This window comes from Nocardiopsis alborubida (assembly GCF_012396365.1).
In the GTDB taxonomy this organism is placed as follows: Bacteria; Actinomycetota; Actinomycetes; order Streptosporangiales; family Streptosporangiaceae; genus Nocardiopsis; species Nocardiopsis alborubida.
In genome coordinates this window covers 79786-100277 of sequence record NZ_JAAXPG010000009.1, presented here as the reverse complement: position 1 = coordinate 100277, position 20492 = coordinate 79786, and the positions used below count along the sequence as shown (strand labels likewise).

General features: G+C 69.1%; 13 protein-coding genes and 1 tRNA gene. 1 reads left to right on the top strand and 13 read right to left on the bottom strand.

Translation table 11 applies throughout. The annotated features are described in order from the left end of the window. Positions 1–25 precede the first annotated feature (25 nt). From fusA to rplJ, 8 genes are all read right to left on the bottom strand, one after another. The gene (fusA, locus tag HGB44_RS11550) at positions 26–2140 is read right to left on the bottom strand and encodes an elongation factor G (protein WP_061079597.1); all 2115 of its coding nucleotides are present in this window, start codon (positions 2138–2140) and stop codon (positions 26–28) included. Positions 2141–2180: 40 nt separating this feature from the next. Further along, complete coding sequence (gene rpsG / locus HGB44_RS11545; RefSeq protein ID WP_013156107.1) at positions 2181–2651, bottom strand: 30S ribosomal protein S7; 471 nt, start codon at positions 2649–2651, stop codon at positions 2181–2183. A gap of 2 nt (positions 2652–2653) precedes the next feature. Beyond that, the gene (rpsL, locus tag HGB44_RS11540) at positions 2654–3025 is read right to left on the bottom strand and encodes a 30S ribosomal protein S12 (protein ID WP_013156106.1); all 372 of its coding nucleotides are present in this window, start codon (positions 3023–3025) and stop codon (positions 2654–2656) included. 458 nt (positions 3026–3483) lie between these two features. Further along, positions 3484–6591 (bottom strand): hypothetical protein, encoded by a 3108-nt coding sequence (locus HGB44_RS11535; protein WP_061079596.1) that lies wholly within the window; start codon positions 6589–6591, stop codon positions 3484–3486. Positions 6592–6720: 129 nt separating this feature from the next. Next, positions 6721–10599 carry a DNA-directed RNA polymerase subunit beta' gene (locus HGB44_RS11530; RefSeq protein WP_061079595.1) on the bottom strand — a complete coding sequence of 1293 codons (3879 nt, stop codon included), beginning with the start codon at positions 10597–10599 and terminating at the stop codon, positions 6721–6723. Positions 10600–10633: 34 nt separating this feature from the next. Continuing rightward, positions 10634–14101, bottom strand: a complete 3468-nt coding sequence (gene rpoB / locus HGB44_RS11525; protein ID WP_061079594.1) for a DNA-directed RNA polymerase subunit beta — start codon at positions 14099–14101, stop codon at positions 10634–10636. Between the two features lie 835 nt (positions 14102–14936). Next, entirely contained in the window at positions 14937–15323 is a 387-nt protein-coding gene (gene rplL, locus HGB44_RS11520; protein WP_061079593.1) for a 50S ribosomal protein L7/L12, read from the bottom strand. Between the two features lie 97 nt (positions 15324–15420). Further along, the gene (gene rplJ, locus HGB44_RS11515; protein ID WP_061079592.1) at positions 15421–15948 is read right to left on the bottom strand and encodes a 50S ribosomal protein L10; all 528 of its coding nucleotides are present in this window, start codon (positions 15946–15948) and stop codon (positions 15421–15423) included. 463 nt (positions 15949–16411) lie between these two features. Between rplJ and HGB44_RS11510 the strand changes: the two genes are divergently transcribed. Next, a complete protein-coding gene (locus tag HGB44_RS11510) occupies positions 16412–17263 on the top strand; it encodes a LolA-like protein (protein WP_231972355.1) in 852 nt (283 codons plus the stop codon). Between the two features lie 139 nt (positions 17264–17402). Here the strand turns inward: HGB44_RS11510 and rplA are convergent, their stop codons facing one another. From rplA to HGB44_RS11485, 5 genes are all read right to left on the bottom strand, one after another. Further along, the gene (gene rplA / locus HGB44_RS11505) at positions 17403–18080 is read right to left on the bottom strand and encodes a 50S ribosomal protein L1 (RefSeq protein WP_061079590.1); all 678 of its coding nucleotides are present in this window, start codon (positions 18078–18080) and stop codon (positions 17403–17405) included. 121 nt (positions 18081–18201) lie between these two features. After that, on the bottom strand, positions 18202–18630 hold the full coding sequence (gene rplK, locus HGB44_RS11500; protein WP_061079589.1) for a 50S ribosomal protein L11: 429 nt from the start codon (positions 18628–18630) through the stop codon (positions 18202–18204). 359 nt (positions 18631–18989) lie between these two features. Next, positions 18990–19832, bottom strand: coding sequence for a transcription termination/antitermination protein NusG (nusG, locus tag HGB44_RS11495; RefSeq protein ID WP_061079588.1), 843 nt, complete (start codon positions 19830–19832; stop codon positions 18990–18992). 170 nt (positions 19833–20002) lie between these two features. Next, the gene (gene secE, locus HGB44_RS11490; RefSeq protein ID WP_013156096.1) at positions 20003–20257 is read right to left on the bottom strand and encodes a preprotein translocase subunit SecE; all 255 of its coding nucleotides are present in this window, start codon (positions 20255–20257) and stop codon (positions 20003–20005) included. Positions 20258–20356: 99 nt separating this feature from the next. Continuing rightward, a tRNA-Trp gene (locus HGB44_RS11485) sits at positions 20357–20429 on the bottom strand. Between the last annotated feature and the right edge of the window lie 63 nt (positions 20430–20492).

Below are 20492 nucleotides of genomic sequence, written 5' to 3'. Positions count from 1 at the left end.
GAGCGGGCTGGTTACGTGTTCGCGACTATTCGCCGCGGACCTTCGCCACAATTTCTTGGGCGACAGCGGACGGAACCTCCGCGTAGGAGTCGAACACCATCGAGTAGTTGGCTCGACCCTGCGTGCGGCTGCGCAGGTCACCCACGTAGCCGAACATTTCGGAGAGGGGCACGAGGGCCTTGACGAGACGGACGCCGGAACGCTCGTCCATGGACTGGATCTGTCCACGACGGGAGTTCAGGTCGCCGATCACGTCACCCATGTACTCCTCGGGAGTGGTGACCTCGACAGCCATGACCGGCTCCAGGAGAGTCGGCTTGGCCAGCTTGACGATCTCCTTGAAGGCGATCGAACCGGCGGTCTTGAAGGCCATCTCGGAGGAGTCGACCTCGTGGTACTGACCGTCCTGGAGCGTCACCTTGACGCCGACGAGCGGGTAGTGCGCGAGCACGCCCAGCTCGGCGGCCTCCTGGCAGCCGGCGTCGACCGAGGGGATGTACTCCCTCGGGATACGGCCACCGGTGACGGCGTTGACGAACTCGTAGCCCGAGGCGTCGCCGCTCTCGGTCTCCAGGGGCTCGATGTCGATCTTGACCTTGGCGAACTGGCCCGACCCACCGGTCTGCTTCTTGTGGGTGTAGGTGTGCCCCTCGACCTTCTTGCGAATGGTCTCGCGGTAGGCCACCTGGGGCTTGCCGATGTTCGCCTCGACCTTGAACTCGTCGCGCATGCGGTTGACGAGCACCTCGAGGTGCAGCTCGCCCATGCCCGAGATCACGGTCTGACCGGTCTGGTCGTCCGTGGCGACCTGGAACGAGGGGTCCTCGTCCGCGAGGCGCTGGATCGCGATGCCCAGCTTCTCCTGGTCGCTCTTGGTCTTGGGCTCGATGGCCACCTCGATGACCGGAGCCGGGAAGGTCATGGACTCCAGGACGATCGGGTTCGCCTGGTCGCACAGGGTCTCACCGGTCGTGGTGTCCTTGAGGCCCATGACGGCGACGATGTCGCCGGCGCCGACCTCGGCGATCTCCTCGCGCTTGTTGGAGTGCATGCGGTAGATCTTGCCGATGCGCTCCTTGCGGCCCTTGAGGCTGTTGAGCACCTGGGTGCCCGTCTGGAGGACACCGGAGTAGATGCGCACGTAGGAGAGCTTGCCCAGGTGCGGGTCGCTCGCGATCTTGAAGACCAGGGCCGACAGCGGCTCGTCGTTGCTCGGCTTGCGGACGAGCTTGGTCTCCTCGGTCTCGTCCTTGGGGTCGTGGCCCTCGATGGCCTCGACGTCCAGGGGCGAGGGGAGGTAGGCGGTGACCGTGTCGAGCAGGGGCTGAACGCCCTTGTTCTTGAACGCGGTGCCGCACACGACCGGGACGGCCGTACCGGCGATGGTCGCACGACGGATCGCGGGGACGAGCTGCTCCACGGTGGGCTCCTGGCCCTCCAGGTACATCTCCATGATCTCGTCGTCGGCCTCGGCCAGCGTCTCGATGAACTGGTCGCGGGCCTCACGGGCGGCGTCGGCGTGGCTCTCGGGGATCTCGGTCGTGTCGTACATCTCGCCGAGGGCGGCCTCGTCGTTCCAGACGTAGGCCTTCATCAGCACGAGGTCGATGACACCCTTGAAGTCGCTCTCAGCGCCGATGGGCAGCTGGATCGGCATGGCGTTGGCACCCAGGCGCTCGCGGAACATGTCCACGCAGCGCTGGAACTCGGCGCCGATCTTGTCCATCTTGTTGACGAAGCAGATACGCGGGACGCCGTAGCGGTCGGCCTGACGCCAGACCTGCTCCGACTGGGGCTCGACGCCCTCCTTGGCGTCGAACACCGCGACCGCACCGTCGAGCACACGCAGCGACCGCTCGACCTCGACCGTGAAGTCGACGTGGCCGGGCGTGTCGATGATGTTGATCGTGTTGTCGTTCCAATGGGTGGTGATGGCAGCCGAGGTAATGGTGATACCCCGCTCCTGCTCTTCCTTCATCCAGTCCATTGTCGAGGCGCCATCGTGCGTCTCGCCGAGCTTGTGCTTGACACCCGTGTAGAACAGGATGCGCTCGGTGGTGGTGGTCTTACCAGCGTCGATGTGAGCCATGATCCCGATGTTGCGGACCTTGGCCAGGTCAAGAACAGTTTTGGCAGCCATGAGGCTCGTCGTCCCTCGGTCTGTTTCGAACCCGCCGGAATTACCAGCGGTAGTGCGCGAAGGCCTTGTTCGACTCGGCCATCTTGTGCGTGTCCTCACGCTTCTTGACGGCCGCGCCGAGACCGTTGCTGGCGTCGACCAGCTCGTTCATCAGGCGCTCGGTCATGGTCTTCTCACGACGCTGGCGCGCGTAGGAGACCAGCCAGCGCAGGGCCAGCGTGGTGGACCGGGAGGCACGAACCTCGACCGGCACCTGGTAGGTCGCACCGCCGACGCGACGGCTGCGGACCTCCAGCGCGGGCTTGACGTTGTCCAGACCCCGCTTCAGGACGACGAGCGGGTCCTGGCCGGTCTTCTCGCGAGCGCCCTCCAGGGCGTCGTACACGACGCTCTGGGCGATGGAGCGCTTGCCGTCGAGCAGCACCTTGTTGATCAGTGCGGTGACGAGCGGCGAGCCGTAGACCGGGTCGGTGATGAGCTGGCGCTTCGGCGCCGGGCCCTTGCGCGGCATGCTTACTTCTCCTTCTTGGCGCCGTAACGGCTACGCGCCTGCTTGCGGTTACGGACACCCTGCGTGTCGAGCGAGCCGCGCACGATGCGGTAACGGACACCCGGCAGGTCCTTCACACGGCCACCGCGCACGAGCACGATGCTGTGCTCCTGGAGGTTGTGGCCGATGCCGGGGATGTAGGCCGTGACCTCGATCTGGCTGCTCAGCTTGACTCGGGCGACCTTGCGCAGAGCGGAGTTCGGCTTCTTGGGCGTGGTGGTGTAGACACGAGTGCACACACCACGACGCTGCGGACTCCCCTTCAGCGCCGGGGTCTTGTTCTTTGCGACCTTGTCCTGTCGGCCCTTGCGGACCAGCTGCTGGATGGTGGGCACCGCGTCTCCGTCTTCCTCGTGACCTACGCCGGTTCTCGTAGCCGATATCGCTATTGACCTGCTGGATTTCCCGAACCTCGCCGACCCCCGATGTCGGGCGTGTCGCGTTGGTTCCCGCGCATGGCGAAACCGAGTTCACACCCGACCGAGAGGTCGAATCATGGGAGGGGGTTCACATGCGCCGCGCACCGTAGGTCCTCGTCTGCGGAACCGGGCGCCGCACACACATGTGCGACCCGTCGACTCACGGGCACAATCACACAGGCTACCGCTTGCCGTCAGGACGGTCAAAACGATGTGCGACATGGCGGGAACCGTGGGAACGGATCCTCGCGTAGCCGTGGGTCACCACCAGTCTACGCGGTCCCGCGGCTGCTTCGCCCCACTTCGCCGAGAGCGCGGCCGACGACTGACGGCCGCCTCCCCGGAACGATTGTCCCCGAGAGGCGGCCGTCGCGCTACAGAAGCAGCCAGAGGGCGACGGAGATCACCGTCACCAGGATGCCGATGACGGCGAAGACCGTTCCGGTCGTGATCAGACCGAGGCCGTCCAGCTGCCCGCGTGACTCCCGGATCGCCCTCTTCGCCCGAGGCCCGGTGACCAGCAGGGCCAGGACGGCCGTGACCAGTCCCACGCCGGGCAGCAGTGAGGCGACGCCCAGCCACAGGGTGAGCATCGCCCCCCGCTCGGTGTCGGCGAGGAAGTCGATGCTGTCGTAGCCCGGGTAGGCGTCACCGGCCTCACCGCCCAGGGGGCGGTCGCCGAAGCCGGGGAAGTCCTCGGCGATCGGGTCCTTGCGACGCCTGCTGCGTCCCGCCGGGGCCGCGGCGGGCATGCCGTAGTCGGCCGGGGTGAACCCGTCCTCGTACTCCGAGTCGTCGCGGTCGTCGCGGTCGTCGCGGTCGTCGCGGTGTCCGCGCTCGTCCCTGCGGAACTCGGGCTCGGGATCGTCGTCGTGGCCGTACTCCGGCTCCGGCCGCTCCGCCTCCCCGTCATAGCCGTACTCCGGCCCCTCGGGATCGTCGTCGTAGGGGCCGTAGTCCGCCCGGTCGTCCCCGCGGCGGTCGTCGCGCCGGTACCCGTCGTCGTCCTTCCAGGCCCCCTCTGCCAGGGCCCGGGCGTCGAACATCTGGGTGGCCCCGTCGGGGTCCTCCGGCAGGTCCTGGTCCCTGGAGCGGGCGCGCGACTGCATGTCGGCGATCGCGCCCAGGGGGTCGTCCGCGTCGGGGACCGCAGCGGAGAGCCCACCGGTGTCGGGCCCTCCCCAGTCGACGGTCTCCGGCCCTCCTGAGGACTCCCTGCGGCGCTGCTCCGCCTCCCGGACCACGTCCGGCAGCCGGGGGTCGTTGCGGTCGAACGCCCAGGTGTTGCCGGTGCCCGCGCCCAGCCCGGGGGACGAGAGCTCGTCGCCGTACCCGTCGCCCCACGAACCGCCGGAGTCCGCTCCGGGCCGGTCGTCGGCCCGGCCGGAGGGCGACCAGGCGTCCGGGGCGCCGGCTCCCGCCGCAGGGGCCCTGTCGGCGCTCCGGAGGTCGCCGCCGAGTTCGTCGTCGTCCCAGGACCTGCCGCGTGCGCCTTCTCCCCCGAGGGGATCGTCGTCGCCGTAGGGACGGTCGGCCCAGGCGTCGGCACCCCGCTCGCCGCCCCCGTGCCGCGGGGCGTGGTCGTCCCAGGGCCGGTCCACCGGGGCGTCGTCCTCCCAGGAACTGCCGTCGGGCCCGGGGACATCGGTCCAGGAGGCGGGGCCGCGCTCGCGGTCCCGGTCGCGGGCGGGAGCGTCGTCGTCCCAGCCGGAGGTGCCGCGTGCGTCGCCCTCCCAGGGCTGGTCGCCCCGGTCGGTGTTCCAGGCACCGCGGTCGCCGGCGGGGTCGGAACCCCACGGCTGGTCGGTCGCGGGGGACCGCGTCTCCCACGACGCGGGGCCCAGACCGTCGTCGAGCGGATCGCGCGTACCGCCCACGGGTGCGTCGTCCCACGGCTGACCGGTCGCGGAGGAGGACGGGGCCTCCCACGAGGCCGGTCCCAGACCGTCGTCGAGCGGATCGCGCCGGTCCGCGGCGGGAGCCTCGGCGCTCCAGGCCCCGAGGTCCCGCTGGCCGCTGTCCCCGAACCCGCCGTCGGCCGTAGCGCCGGATCCCGGAGTGCCGTCCCAGGGTTGTCCGGCCGCACCGGAGGACGGGGCCTCCCACGAGGCCGGCCCCAGACCGTCGTCGAGCGGATCGCGCGTACCGCCCGCGGGTGCGTCGTCCCAGGGCCGGGCGCCCTCCACCGGACCACCGCTCCCGGAGGCCTCCGGCCGGGGAGCCAGGCCCCGGTCACCGCCGCCGCGGGTGGGAGCGTCCGCGTCCCAGGCGGAGGAGGCGCGTGTGTCGTCCTCCCACGACCGGGCACCGGAGGCCGGGGCCTCCCACGAGGCCGGGCCCAGGCCGTCGTCGAGCGGATCGCGCCGGTCCGCGGCGGGAGCCTCGTCCCACGGCTGACCACCGGACGTACCGGAAGCGGGAGCGCCGTCCCACGGCTGGCCGGACGCGGAGGAGGACGGAGCCTCCCACGACGCGGGCCCCAGGCCGTCGTCGGCCGCGTCACGGCTGCGGCCCGGGGTGTCGTCCCACGGCTGACCGGACGCGCCGGAGGCCGGGGCCTCCCACGAGGCCGGGCCCAGGCCGTCGTCGAGCGGATCGCGCCGGTCCGCGGCGGGAGCCTCGTCCCACGGCTGACCACCGGACGAACCGGAGGCGGAGGTGTCGTCCCACGGCTGACCGGACCCAACGGAAGCGGGAGCGTCGTCCCATGACCGCCCTCCGGACGCACCGGAGGCGGAGGTGTCGTCCCACGGCTGACCGGACCCAACGGAGGCCGGGGCGTCCCAGGGCTGGGACCCACCCGCGGAACCGTCCTCCACGGAACCGGCGGCCCCGGAGGAGTCAGCCCACGGGGCGGCGTCGCGGTCGCCCCCGCCTCGGGCGGGGGCGTCGGCGTCCCAGGCCGAGGAGGCGCGCGCGCCGTCGACGGTGTCGGACGGCGCCTCCCAGGAGGGCCTGCCCCGGTCGTCGTTCACCTGGGTGCCGGAACCCCACGGCTGCTCAGCGGGTGCGGGGGAGGGCGCGTCCCAGGGCTGTCCGGCGTCCGGGGCGTCCCGGTCGCCCAGCACGGGGATCTCCTGGGTTCGGGGACCCTCGGACCAGGACTCGGGCCGGTCGGTCCCCTGCTCCGAGGGGAGCGGCACCTGGGCGCTGGCCGCGACGCTCGGCAGGGAGGACTCCTCGCTCTCCCCCGGGACCCTGGTCAGCGGCTGGTAGGCCGACGATCCGGCGCCCGGGTAGGAGATGCCGTGGGAGACGGGCGGCGGCGGTCCGCCCAGCGCCTCCGGATAGGGCTCGACCATGGCCGGACGGGACGAACTCAGCCCCGCGTACCCCCCGCTGTCCGGGAAGACCGTGTCACCGGTCCCCTCCGGTTCGAGCGGGTCCTGGTAGTCCGACTGTGTGCGATAGCGGTTCTCGCTCGGCTTGAACCACGAGTCCTCCGCGTCGGAGTCCCGCCGTTCGCCCCCGTTGTCAGTCACCTGTGCCTCTCCCGCCAGCGCAGTAGCGCCGTCTTCCGTCCGTGTCAGCGGACCCTGTGCGCGGAACGGCGGCGGTACCACCCCCCGCGAGGGGTGGCATACCGCCGCCGTCAGTCCAGCAAACCGCTTCTACCGGTTGTACGGCCCGAAGTCGTACTCCTCCAGCGGAACGGCCTCGCCCGAACCCTGTCCGAAGGTGTACTCGCTCGGCTCCTCGTACCCGGAGACCGAGTACATCGAGGCCTTGGCCTCCTCGGTCGGCTCCACCCGGATGTTGCGGTACTGCGGAATACCGGTACCGGCCGGGATGAGCTTACCGATGATGACGTTCTCCTTGAGGCCGAGGAGCGGGTCGCTCTTGCCGTGGATCGCGTTCTCGGTGAGCACCCGGGTGGTCTCCTGGAAGGAGGCCGCGGACAGCCAGGACTCCGTGGCCAGAGAGGCCTTGGTGATACCCAGCAGCACCGGGCGCCCGGCCGCGGGCTGGCCGCCCTCGGACACGACGCGGCGGTTGATCCGCTCGAACTTCGGACGCTCGACCATCTCACCGGGCAGCAGCTCGGTGTCGCCCGACTCCAGGATGTTCACCCGCTTGAGCATCTGGCGAACGATGATCTCGATGTGCTTGTCGTGGATGGACACACCCTGCGACTTGTACACCTCCTGGACCTCGGACACCAGGTGCTGCTGCACCGCGCGCGGTCCCTGGATGCGCAGGACCTCGTGCGGGTTGATCGCACCCTGGATCAGCTGCTGGCCGACCTTGACGTGGTCGCCGTCGGTGACGAGCAGCTGGGCGCGCATCGGCACCGGGTAGGCGATCTCGTCCGTGCCGTCGTCGGGGATGACGACGATCTTGCGGCTCTTCTCGGTGTCGTCGATCCGGATCCGGCCCTCCATCTCGGAGATCGGGGCCACACCCTTGGGGACGCGGGCCTCGAAGAGCTCCTGGACACGGGGCAGACCGTGGGTGATGTCCTGACCGGCCGAACCGCCCATGTGGAAGGTACGCATGGTCAGCTGGGTGCCGGGCTCACCGATGGACTGGGCCGCGATGATACCGATCGCCTCACCGACGTCCACCGGCTTGCCGGTCGCCATGGAGCGGCCGTAGCAGGTGGTGCAGACGCCGATCTTGGCCTCGCAGACCAGCGACGAGCGCACACGGACCCGGGTGATCCCGGCCGCGATCAGCTTGTCGATGTTCTGCTCGGAGGTGTCGCTCAGGGCGGGGAGGACGACCTTGCCCTCGGCGTCCAGCGTGTCCTCGGCGATGGTCCGGCCGAAACCGGTGTTCTCGACGTTGTGCTTGCGCACGACGACGCCGGCGGCGTTCTTCTCGCCGATCTCGTGCCAGAGCGAGCGCTCGGTGCCGCAGTCGATCTCGCGGACGATGACGTCCTGTGCCACGTCCACCAGACGACGGGTCAGGTAACCCGAGTCGGCGGTACGCAGGGCGGTGTCGGCCAGACCCTTGCGCTGGCCGTGCGTGGAGATGAAGTACTCCAGCACGGACAGGCCCTCGCGGTAGGAGGACTTGATCGGGCGCGGGATCGTCTCACCCTTGGTGTTGGAGACCAGGCCGCGGATACCCGCGATCTGGCGCACCTGCATCGGGTTGCCTCGGGCGCCGGACTGGACCATCATCCACACCGGGTTGTCGGCGGGGAAGTTGGCCTCCATGTCCTGGGCGACCTCGGTGGTGGCCTGGGTCCACACCTCGGTGAGCTCCTGACGGCGCTCGTCGTCGGTGATGAGACCGCGGTCGTACTCGCGCTGGATCTTGTCCGCCTTGCGCTCGTACCCCTCCAGGATCTCGGTCTTGCGCGGCGGCGCGACGACGTCCTCGATGCCGATGGTCAGACCGGACCGGGTGGCCCAGTGGTAACCGGCGTCCTTGAGGGCGTCCAGCGTCGTGGCGACCTGGACCTTGGGGTAGTTCTCGGCGAGGTCGTTGACCAGCGTCGAGACCTGCTTCTTGCCCACCTGGAAGTTGACGTACGGGTAGTCGACCGGGGTGGTCTCGTTGAAGAGGTACCGGCCCAGGGTGGTCTCCAGGGTGTACGGCTCCCCCGGCGTCCAGCCCTCCGGCGGCGTCCAGTCCTTGGGACCGGGAGCGCCGTCGGCGATCCGCAGCTTGATCCTCGCCTGGAGGTCGAGGTCCCCCAGGTCGTAGGCCATGATGCCCTCGGCCGGGGAGAGGAACGAGCGTCCCTCGCCCTTGGCTCCGGCCTTCTCCGTCGTCAGGTAGAACAGGCCGATGATCATGTCCTGGGTGGGCATGGTCACGGGCTTGCCGTCGGACGGCTTGAGGATGTTGTTGGTGGCCAGCATCAGCAGCCGCGCCTCGGCCTGGGCCTCGGCGGACAGCGGCAGGTGCACGGCCATCTGGTCGCCGTCGAAGTCGGCGTTGAACGCCGTGCACACGAGCGGGTGGATCTGGATGGCCTTGCCCTCGACCAGCTGCGGCTCGAAGGCCTGGATGCCCAGGCGGTGCAGCGTCGGGGCGCGGTTGAGCAGAACCGGGTGCTCGGTGATGACCTCTTCGAGGACGTCCCACACGACCGGGCGGGACCGCTCGACCATGCGCTTGGCGCTCTTGATGTTCTGCGCGTGGTTCAGGTCGACCAGGCGCTTCATCACGAACGGCTTGAACAGCTCCAGCGCCATCTGCTTGGGCAGGCCGCACTGGTGCAGCTTGAGCTGCGGACCGACGACGATGACCGAACGGCCGGAGTAGTCGACGCGCTTGCCCAGCAGGTTCTGGCGGAAGCGGCCCTGCTTGCCCTTGAGCATGTCGGACAGCGACTTGAGCGGACGGTTGCCCGGTCCGGTGACCGGGCGGCCCCGGCGGCCGTTGTCGAACAGCGCGTCGACGGCCTCCTGGAGCATCCGCTTCTCGTTGTTGACGATGATCTCGGGCGCGCCGAGGTCCAGCAGCCGCTTGAGGCGGTTGTTGCGGTTGATGACACGGCGGTACAGGTCGTTGAGGTCGGAGGTCGCGAAGCGGCCACCGTCCAGCTGCACCATCGGACGCAGGTCCGGCGGGATGACCGGGATGCAGTCCAGCACCATGCCCATGGGGCTGTTGGTGGTGTTGAGGAACGCCGAGACGACCTTGAGCCGCTTCAGGGCGCGGGCCTTCTTCTGGCCCTTGCCGGTGCGGATGATCTCGCGGAGCCTCTCGGCCTCCACGTCCAGCTCGAAGTTGGCCAGCCGGTCCTGGATGGCCTGAGCGCCCATGCCGCCGCGGAAGTACTTGCCGAAGCGGTCCCGCATCTCGCGGTAGAGCATCTCGTCGCCCTCGAGGTCCTGGACCTTGAGGTTCTTGAACCGGTTCCAGACCTCGTCGAGGCGGTCGATCTCGCGCTGGGCGCGGTCGCGCAGCTGGCGCATCTCGCGCTCGGCGCCCTCGCGCACCTTGCGGCGGGCGTCGCCCTTGGCGCCCTGCTCCTCCAGCTCGGCGAGGTCGGCCTCCAGCTTGCGGTGGCGGTCCTCGACGGTGGAGTCGCGGCGCTGCTCCAGGTGCTGCTTCTCGACCGAGATCCGCGCCTCCAGGGACTGGAGGTCGCGCTCACGGGCCTCGGTGTCCACCCACGTGACCATGTAGGCGGCGAAGTAGATGATCTTCTCTAGATCCTTCGGCGCCAGGTCCAGCAGGTAGCCCAGGCGGGAGGGCACGCCCTTGAAGTACCAGATGTGCGTGACGGGAGCGGCCAGCTCGATGTGGCCCATCCGCTCACGGCGCACCTTGGCACGGGTCACCTCGACGCCGCAGCGCTCACAGATGATGCCCTTGAAGCGGACGCGCTTGTACTTGCCGCAGTAGCACTCCCAGTCGCGGGTCGGACCGAAGATCTTCTCGCAGAAGAGTCCGTCCTTCTCGGGCTTGAGGGTGCGGTAGTTGATGGTCTCGGGCTTCTTGACCTCGCCGTGCGACCACTGGCGGATGTCGTCGGCCGTGGCCAGGCCGATGCGCAGCTCGTCGAAGAAGTTGACGTCGAGCACTTAATTCGTCCCCTGCTCTCGAAGAATGCGGAAGTTAGACCTCTTCGACACTGCTCGGCTCCCGCCGACCCAGGTCGATTCCCAGTTCTTCCGCCGCGCGGAAGACGTCCTCGTCGCTGTCCCGCATCTCGATGGACATACCGTCACTGGACAGCACCTCCACGTTCAGACAGAGCGACTGCATCTCCTTGATGAGCACCTTGAAGGACTCAGGGATGCCCGGTTCGGGGATGTTCTCGCCCTTGACGATGGCCTCGTAGACCTTGACCCGGCCCACCACGTCGTCGGACTTGATGGTGAGCAGCTCCTGGAGGGCGTAGGCGGCGCCGTAGGCCTCCAGCGCCCACACCTCCATCTCACCGAAGCGCTGGCCGCCGAACTGCGCCTTACCGCCCAGCGGCTGCTGGGTGATCATGGAGTACGGGCCGGTGGAGCGCGCGTGGATCTTGTCGTCCACGAGGTGGTGGAGCTTGAGGATGTACTTGTAGCCGACGGAGATCGGCTCGGCGAAGGGTTCGCCGGTGCGGCCGTCGAACAGACGGGCCTTGCCGTCCTCGTTGATCAGGCGGTTGCCGTCCGCGTTGGGGCGCACCGACCTGATCAGGCCGCTGAGCTCGTCACCGTGCAGGCCGTCGAAGACCGGCGTGGCCACGCGGGAGCCCGGCGGCACGTCGGTGGCGCCGATGGCCTCCAGCGACTTCTGCCACTCCTCCTCGACGCCCTCGACCAGCCAGCCGTTCTTGGCCAGCCAGCCCAGGTGGACCTCCAGGACCTGGCCGACGTTCATACGGCCGGGCACGCCCAGCGGGTTGAGGATGATGTCGACCGGCGTCCCGTCCTCCAGGAAGGGCATGTCCTCCTGGGGCAGGATCTTGGAGATGACGCCCTTGTTGCCGTGGCGGCCGGCGAGCTTGTCACCGTCGGTGATCTTGCGCTTCTGGGCCACGTAGACGCGGACCATCTCGTTGACGCCGGGGGCGAGCTCGTCGCCCTCCTCACGGCTGAACACGCGGACGCCGATGACCTTGCCGGTCTCGCCGTGCGGCACCTTGAGCGAGGTGTCGCGGACCTCGCGCGCCTTCTCACCGAAGATCGCGCGCAGCAGGCGCTCCTCCGGGGTCAGCTCGGTCTCGCCCTTGGGCGTGACCTTGCCGACGAGGATGTCGCCGTCCACGACCTCGGCGCCGATGCGGATGATGCCCCGGTCGTCGAGGTCGGCCAGGACCTCCTCGCTGACGTTGGGGATCTCGCGGGTGATCTCCTCCGGGCCCAGCTTGGTGTCGCGGGCGTCGACCTCGTGCTCCTCGATGTGGATCGAGGACAGGACGTCGTCCTGCACCAGGCGCTGGGAGAGGATGATCGCGTCCTCGTAGTTGTGGCCCTCCCAGGACATGTACGCCACGAGCAGGTTCTTGCCCAGCGACATCTCGCCCTGGTCGGTGGAGGGGCCGTCCGCGAGGACCTGGCGCTCCTCGACCCGCTGGCCCTCGGCCACGATCGGCCGCTGGTTGAAGCAGGTGCCCTGGTTGGAGCGCTGGAACTTGCCCATGCGGTACGTCTTGCGCGTGCCGTCGTCGGCCATGACGGTGACGTAGTCGGCGGTGACGTCCTCGACGACACCGGCCTTCTGCGCCAGGACGACCTCACCGGCGTCGGTGGCGGCGCGGTACTCCATGCCGGTGCCGACGAACGGCGACTCGGCCGTCAGCAGCGGCACGGCCTGGCGCTGCATGTTCGAGCCCATGAGGGCGCGGTTGGCGTCGTCGTGCTCCAGGAACGGGATCATGGCGGTGGCGACCGACACCATCTGGCGCGGCGACACGTCCATGTAGTCGACCTCGTCCGTGCTGACCTGCTCGAACTCACCGCCCTTGCGGCGGACGAGCACACCGGCCTCGGCGAAGGAGCCGTCGGGGTTCATCGGTGTGTTGGCCTGCGCGATGACGTAGAGGTCCTCCTCGTCCGCGGTCAGGTAGTCGACCTGGTCGGAGACCTTGCCGTCGATGATGCGGCGGTACGGGGTCTCCACGAAGCCGAAGGAGTTGACCCGGCCGTAGGCGGCGAGCGAGCCGATCAGACCGATGTTCGGTCCCTCGGGGGTCTCGATCGGGCACATGCGGCCGTAGTGCGAGGGGTGCACGTCTCGGACCTCGAAGCCCGCGCGCTCACGGGACAGACCGCCCGGGCCCAGGGCCGAGAGGCGGCGCTTGTGCGTCAGGCCCTCCAGCGGGTTGGTCTGGCCCATGAACTGCGACAGCTGCGAGGTGCCGAAGAACTCCTTGATGGAGGCCACGACGGGGCGGATGTTGATCAGGGTCTGCGGCGTGATCGCCTCGACGTCCTGGGTGGTCATCCGCTCGCGGACCACGCGCTCCATGCGGGCCAGGCCCAGGCGGACCTGGTTCTGGATGAGCTCGCCGACGGTGCGCAGGCGGCGGTTGCCGAAGTGGTCGATGTCGTCGGTCTCGATCCGGCGGAGACCGATGGCGGTCTCCTTCTCGATCTCACCCGCGTGCAGGCGGACGATGTAGTCGATCGTGGCGACGATGTCCTCTTCGGTCAGCGTGCCCTGCGTGTAGTCGGTGTCGAGACCGAGCTTCTTGTTGATCTTGTAGCGGCCGACCTTGGCCAGGTCGTAGCGCTTGGGGTTGAAGTACAGGTTCTCCAGCAGCGCCTGGGCCGACTCCTTCGTGGGCGGCTCTCCGGGGCGCAGCTTGCGGTAGATGTCCAGCAGCGCGTCGTCGGTACCCGCGGTGGGGTCCTTCTCAAGCGTGTTGCGGATGGACTCGTACTGGCCGAAGCGCTCCAGGATCTGGTCGGTGGTCCAGCCCAGGGCCTTGAGCAGGACGGTGACGCCCTGCTTGCGCTTGCGGTCGATGCGGACGCCGACGAAGTCGCGCTTGTCGACCTCGAACTCCAGCCAGGCGCCGCGGGACGGGATGACCTTGCAGCCGAAGAGGTCCTTGTCCGAGGTCTTGTCGACGGACTTGTCGAAGTACACGCCCGGAGAGCGCACCAGCTGGGACACGACGACGCGCTCGGTGCCGTTGATGATGAAGGTGCCCGTCTCGGTCATGAGCGGGAAGTCGCCCATGAACACCGTCTGGCTCTTGATCTCACCGGTGTCGTTGTTGATGAACTCCGCCGTGACGAACATCGGGGCGGAGTAGGTCATGTCCCTGTCTTTGCACTCATCCTCTGAGTACTTGGGCGGCTCGAACCGGTGATCGCGGAACGACAGGGACATCGTGCCCGAGAAGTCCTCGATCGGGCTGATCTCCTCGAAGATCTCTTCGAGACCGGACTGCTCCGGAACGTCCTTGCGGCCAGCGTTTCGGGCCGTCTCAACCCGGGTCTTCCACCTGTCGTTGCCCAGCAGCCAGTCGAACGACTCGGTCTGAAGGGCGAGGAGGTTCGGGACCTCCAGTGGTTCCTGGATACGGGCGAAGGAAACGCGGTGCGGACCAAGGGCGTTAGCGGAGGCGTTGCGCGAGGCTGCCAACAGGGGTCCTTCCGAAGGCTTGTGGCGGTTGAAGCGCGCACGCCAGACGATCCGTCACGAGAAGGACCGCCGCAACGCGGTTGAGACGGTCACATCGTGCGGGAGCGGGCCACCGTATGTCCGGAAAATGGAGTGGCGGTAGCCTTCACCGGCACAGGGATCACCAAAGGGCAGCGCAAAAGAGCAGTGTAGCCGAACACCACACCGCTGTCCACTCACGGTCCACAGCGCCACTCACGACACCGGCAGGATCACCCCTGGAGGGCGATCCGTCAAGCCCGCTCCTTGCGGAGGAGCCCGGATTCCGGCCGACCGGGATGGTCCGACGACCTCGTCGGTGGACTGGTGCGCCTGCCCTGGCCCGGGGGTCGGGAGCCAACGACATCCGAAGGATTCCCCCGCCTCAGGCGGGTAAACACGTCCTCCGGGCCTCAGCGGGTTTCCCGGGACGGGAGATTAGCGCGTCCGGGGGACAGTTCGCACACGCACCCCCGGTTCCGGGACCTCCCGGATCTCCCTCAGCTTCGCACAGGGGGCGGGAGGAGCGGTGACGGACACGGCGGGGCCCGGGGAAAGGACTCCGGACCCGCCGCAGGTCAGCGCACCGGCGGGGCGACCCGGCCACGGGCCGGAGCGGCGGGGCGGGAAGGCAGCGCGGGCGCGGTCCGGACCGGCCTGGCGGAGAACACGGCGGTACGGTCCGGATCGGCCGGGCTCGGGGAGGCCGCCCGGAGTCGGAGAGGGAGCCCAGGACACACGAAGGCGGCCGCCCCTCCCCGGAAGGAGGGACGGCCGCCGGAAGCAGGCCAGCGGGCGCTCAGCGGCCCGCGTGGGACTACTTGAGGGTGACGGAGGCGCCAGCGCCCTCGAGAGCGGCCTTGGCCTTCTCGGCCGTCTCCTTGTTGACGCCCTCCAGCAGCGGCTTGGGAGCGTTGTCGACCAGGTCCTTGGCCTCCTTGAGGCCCAGGCTCGTGAGGCCGCGGACCTCCTTGATGACCTGGATCTTCTTGTCGCCAGCGCCCTCGAGGATGACGTCGAACTCGCTCTGCTCCTCGGCCTCGGCGGCGCCGCCGCCCTGACCGGGGGCGGCGACGGCCACGGCGGCCGGAGCGGCGGCGGTGACGTCGAACTTGTCCTCGAAGAGCTTCACGAAGTCGGCCAGCTCGAGAAGGGTCATCTCCTCGAACGCGGCAAGCAGGTCCTCGTTGCTGAGCTTCGCCATGGTGCGATCTCTCTTTCTCTGCGGACACGCGGTCCTGTCGGGTCCGCGTGCGAGTCAGTGTCCGGGCGCCGTCGGCGCCCGGCGGGTTTCAGAACGGTCAGGCGGCTTCCTGGGAGCGCTTGTCCGCCAGAGCCTGCGCGAGACGCACAGTCTTGGAGGGAAGCGCCTGGAAGACGGCGGCGGCCTGGCCCTGCTTGGCCTTGAGCGCACCCGCCAGCTTCGCGAGAATGACCTCGCGGGACTCCAGATCGGCCAGCTTGGTGATGTCGTCGGCGCTCATCGACTTGCCGTCGATGACACCGCCCTTGATCACCAGGGGCGAGTTCGCCTTCGAGAAGTCACGCAGACCCTTGGCGGCCTCGACCACGTCACCGTGGACGAAGGCGATGGCGGACGGGCCTTCAAGCAGGTCCTTGACCTGCTCGTCGACACCGGCCTCCGTGACCGCGATCTTGGTCAGCGTGTTCTTGACGATGCGGAAACGCGCGTTCTGGCCGAGGCTGCGACGCAGTTCAGTGATCTGCGCGACAGTGAGCCCCCGGTATTCGGTCAGCACGGCGCCGTTCGACTCACGGAACTCGCCCGTGAGTTCGGCGACCGCGGCTGCCTTGTCCGGCCTCGCCATGGGACTCCTTCCAACATTGAACGCTGGTTGACTCCAAGGACCCGGGCGATCGGCGTCAGCACGAGAAAAAGCCCCGGGCGCGAGGCGCACGGGGCATGACCGCGTTCTGGCGGCGCGCGGAGCGCGATCCGGAACGGGAAGCTCTTGTGACACCTGCGCGGGCGCCCATCGCGGATGGGCCCTTAGGTCACCCGTTCGGGTGACGACCAGCGGTCTTCGGCAAGAACCCATCGTACCGCACACCTCGGTGCCCCCGCTCCGGACCGGGGGGCGGAAACCGTGATCGCGCTCACTCCCCCCCTGGGCACGGGACCGCCGCGACGTGGCGGAGGTCGAAGCGGTGGCCGTGCGGAGGAACCGGTGGGGGCCGGAACGTCCCTCCGCCGTGGCAGCATGACGTCACCGGGCACCCCCGCTCCCAGTCGTGCCCGTCCCCCGCACAAAAGAAGAAGGCGAACACCCCGTGAAGACCCGTATGCCGGTCCTGATCTCCGCCGGCACCCTCGCCCTGTCCCTCACCGCCTGCGGCGGAGGCGCCGCCGAGGAGGAGCCCACCGAGGCGGCGGCGGAAGCGCCCGAGGAGGGCGGCGGCAGCGTCCTGGACCTGGTCGCCGCGCTCGGCGAGAGCACCCAGAGCGTCGACAACTACACCCTCACGATGGACATCCTCACCACCGACTCGGCGCTGGGTGAGGGGGAGGTCGAGATGTCCGTCGTCTACGAGGTGAGCGACGACCCCTCGGCCCTCCAGGTCACCATGGTCATGCCGTCCCTCGGCGAGAACCTGCTGGAACTCATGGAGATGACCGGTGAGGACGTGTCCGACCTCACCCCCGAGGAGGCCGGCACCAGCGTCATCCTCTATCCGGAGGGCCAGGACGCCCTGCTTTCCAACAACCTGGGGCAGTACGGGGACACCCCCTGGGTGACCAGCGGCGGTGAGTCGCTCGGGGACGTTCCCGCGGACGTCTTCGACGTGGAGACCCTGCCCCAGGTCGCCAGCGCCATCGCCTCGTTGGAGAACGTCTCGGATGCGGGCACCGAGGAGGTCGGCGGCGTGGAGACGACGGTCATCGAGGGCACGATGACCAGCGAGGAGTACGAGGCGCTGTCCGAGGAGCAGTCGGCCGCGCTCCTCCAGGTGCTCGGCTCCGACTACAGCGGCACCCTCGACATCGGCGTCTGGGTCGACGACAACGGCTTCCCGCTGCGCATGGAGTTCGCGGACGAGGTGTCCGACGTGTCCATGGAGTTCTCCGCCCTCAACGAGACCACGGTCGAGATCCCCGCCGAGGACGAGATCGGCACCATGTAGGTCCACGGAGCACGGCTCTCCCGGGCCCCTCCGGCCGCCGCGCGGCGGCCGGAGGGGCCCTCGGGAAGCGGAGCGGCCCCCGCCGTCCTCTCGGACTGCGGGGGCCGCTCTCGTCTGCGCTGGGCAGCCGCGAAGGCTACTAGGCGTCGAGCGGGATGCTCGGGCCCATGGACGTGGAGACCACGGCCTTCTTGATGTAACGGCCCTTGGCGGCGGACGGCTTGAGGCGGTTCACCTCGTCGATCGCGGCCTGGTAGTTCTCCAGGAGCTTCTGGTCGTCGAAGGAGGCCTTGCCGATGATGAAGTGCAGGTTCCCGTGGCGGTCCACGCGGAACTCGATCTTGCCGCCCTTGATGTCGGTGACGGCCTTGGCGACGTCGGGGGTGACGGTGCCGGTCTTCGGGTTCGGCATCAGGCCGCGCGGACCGAGCACGCGGCCGAGGCGGCCGACCTTGCCCATGAGGTCCGGGGTGGCCACGACGGCGTCGAAGTCGGTGAAGCCCTTCGAGACCTTCTCGATCATCTCGTCGTCGCCGATGATGTCGGCGCCAGCCGCGAGAGCCTGCTCGGCACGCTCACCGGTCGCGAAGACCAGGACCCGAGCGGTCTTGCCGGTGCCGTTCGGCAGGTTCACGGTGCCGCGGACCATCTGGTCGGCCTTGCGCGGGTCGACGCCCAGGCGCAGGGCGACCTCGACGGTCGCGTCGAACTTGACGGTGGAGGTCTCCTTGGCGAGCTTCACGGCCTCGGCGGGGCCGTAGAGCTTGTCACGGTCCACCTGCTGGCTGGCTTTGCGGTGGTTCTTGCTGCGCTTCACTCTGTTCTCCTGAGGAACGTGTGGTCACCGGGCCAGCGCCTGGCCCTGCCACGGTGGTTCTTTAACGTCGAGCGTCCCCGGTCGCTCCGGTCTCCGCGGACCGGTGCCACCGTGCGGGGGACTACTTGACCTCGATGCCCATCGAGCGGGCGGTGCCGGCGACGATCTTGGCGGCGGCCTCGATGTCCCCGGTGTTGAGGTCGGGCAGCTTGGTCTGCGCGATCTCGCGGACCTGCTCGGCGGTGATGGAACCGGCGGTGCTGCGGCCCGGGTCGGTGGCGGCCTTGTCCAGACCGGCGGCCTTCAGGATCAGCTTCGGCGCCGGAGGCGTCTTGGTGACGAAGGTGAAGGAACGGTCCTCGTAGATGGAGATCTCTACGGGGATGACGTTGCCGCGCTGGGACTCCGTGGCAGCGTTGTACTGCTTGCAGAAGTCCATGATGTTGACGCCGTGCGGACCGAGCGCGGTACCGACGGGCGGCGCCGGGGTCGCCTGACCGGCGGGGAGCTGCACCTTGACGAGTGCGGCAAGTTTCTTCTTCGGAGGCATATCGGGTCCTTTGCCTGATCTGCGTTGTGTTCTGGTCCCGTTGCCTCCCTGACGGCACCGCGCGGCCGCTGAGGCCGGGGAACCGCTGCCGAAGGAGGCGGGGACCCCGCGCTCGACGGGCGCGGGGCGTCGGCCCGCCGGGACCGGGCGGACCGGGGGCGCGTCCCGCCGGGGCGGGGCGCGCGAGTGGGTCCGCCACGGGGCGGACCCACCAAGTCTATGCCGCTCGCGCGAGTGCCCTGACAGACGCTCCGCGACCGCAGGGCCCGAGCCCGAGCGGCGGGGACCGCGAGTGCCCTGACAGGAGCTCCGCGACCGCAGGGCCCGAGCCCGAGCGGCGGGGACCGGGTGTGGACGTGTTAGATCTTGGCGACCTGGTTGAACGACAGCTCGACCGGCGTCTCGCGGCCGAAGATCGACACCAGCACCTTGAGCTTCTGGGTGTCGGGGTTGATCTCGCTGACCGTCGCGGGCAGGGTCGCGAACGGACCCTCCATGACGGTCACGGACTCGCCGACCTCGTAGGCCACGTCCATACGGGCCTCCCCGACGCCGCCCGCGGCACGGGCCTGCTGCGCCTGCTCCGGCTCGACCTCCGGCTCGGGGGCGAGGAGCTTGGCCACCTCGGTCAGGCTCAGCGGCGCGGGCTTGTTGGACAGGCCCACGAAGCCGGTGACGCCCGGGGTGTTGCGGATGGCCGACCAGGACTCGTCGGTCAGGTCCATGCGGACGAGCACGTAGCCGGGCAGGACCTTCTCGGTGACCTGCTGGCGCTTGCCGCTCTTGACCTCGGTGACCTCGTGCTCGGGCACCTCGACCTGGAAGATGTACTCCTCCATGTTGAGGGACTGGGTGCGGCTCTCGACGTTGGCCTTGACCCGCTTCTCGTAACCGGCGTAGGTGTGCACGACGTACCAGTCGCCGGGCAGCAGGACGAGCTCGTTCTTGAACTCCTCGACGGGGTCCAGGCGGGGGGCCTCCTCCTCGGCGGCCTCGCCCTCCTTCTCGGACTCCTCCAGGGCGCCCTCGTGGTCGTCGGCGGCGTCGGACTCGTCGGCGTCACCGGTCAGCTCCGGGCTGTCGGTGTCGACCGCGTCGGTCGCGTCCTCCGGCACCTCGCCCGCCAGGCCGGTCTCTTCCGCCGACGACTGAACCGGCTCCTCTTCGGGGAAGTCGTCAGAGGTCAGTGGGGACTCGGACACGGCTGCTCTTTCTCTCGTCGGATTCGCTCTCGGGGCGACGCACACGAGGCAGCGCTGTACGTCGAACCCGGTTCTGCCAGCTTACGGTCTCTCCGGGCGAACCGGGACCAACGCGCGGACGAGGAGGCCGCGTCCCGACTCCTGCGGGAGGGGCGGCGCGGAAGGGGCGGTCAGACGCCCTGTGGGGTGCCGAACGTGCCGTACAGCCAGGTGACCGCCTCGCCGAAGCCCCAGTCCACGAGGGAGACGTATCCCAGGACGACCAGCACGAAGACGAGGACCACGATGGTGTAGGTCACCAGCTCGCGGCGCGTGGGCCAGCGGACCTTGCGCAGCTCTCCGGCGACCTGCTTGGTGAACGTCACCGGACCGGTACGACGCTTGGGCTCCTTGTCGGGCTTGGCGTCGGCGTCAGTCTGAGTCACCTGGGGTCCTTAGGGTCGCGGGCTGCTACTTGTCCCCGTAGTTCCGGTGCCCGTGCGGTGCGGCGCCCGCCGGGGCGCCGCACCGCACGCGCGAAGGTGCAGGGCAGGAGGGACTCGAACCCCCAACCGCCGGTTTTGGAGACCGGTGCTCTGCCAATTGAGCCACTGCCCTTAGCGGAAACTGCGATCCCACCATAGCCGGTCCCGGTGCGCTACGCACACCGTGCGCCAGGTA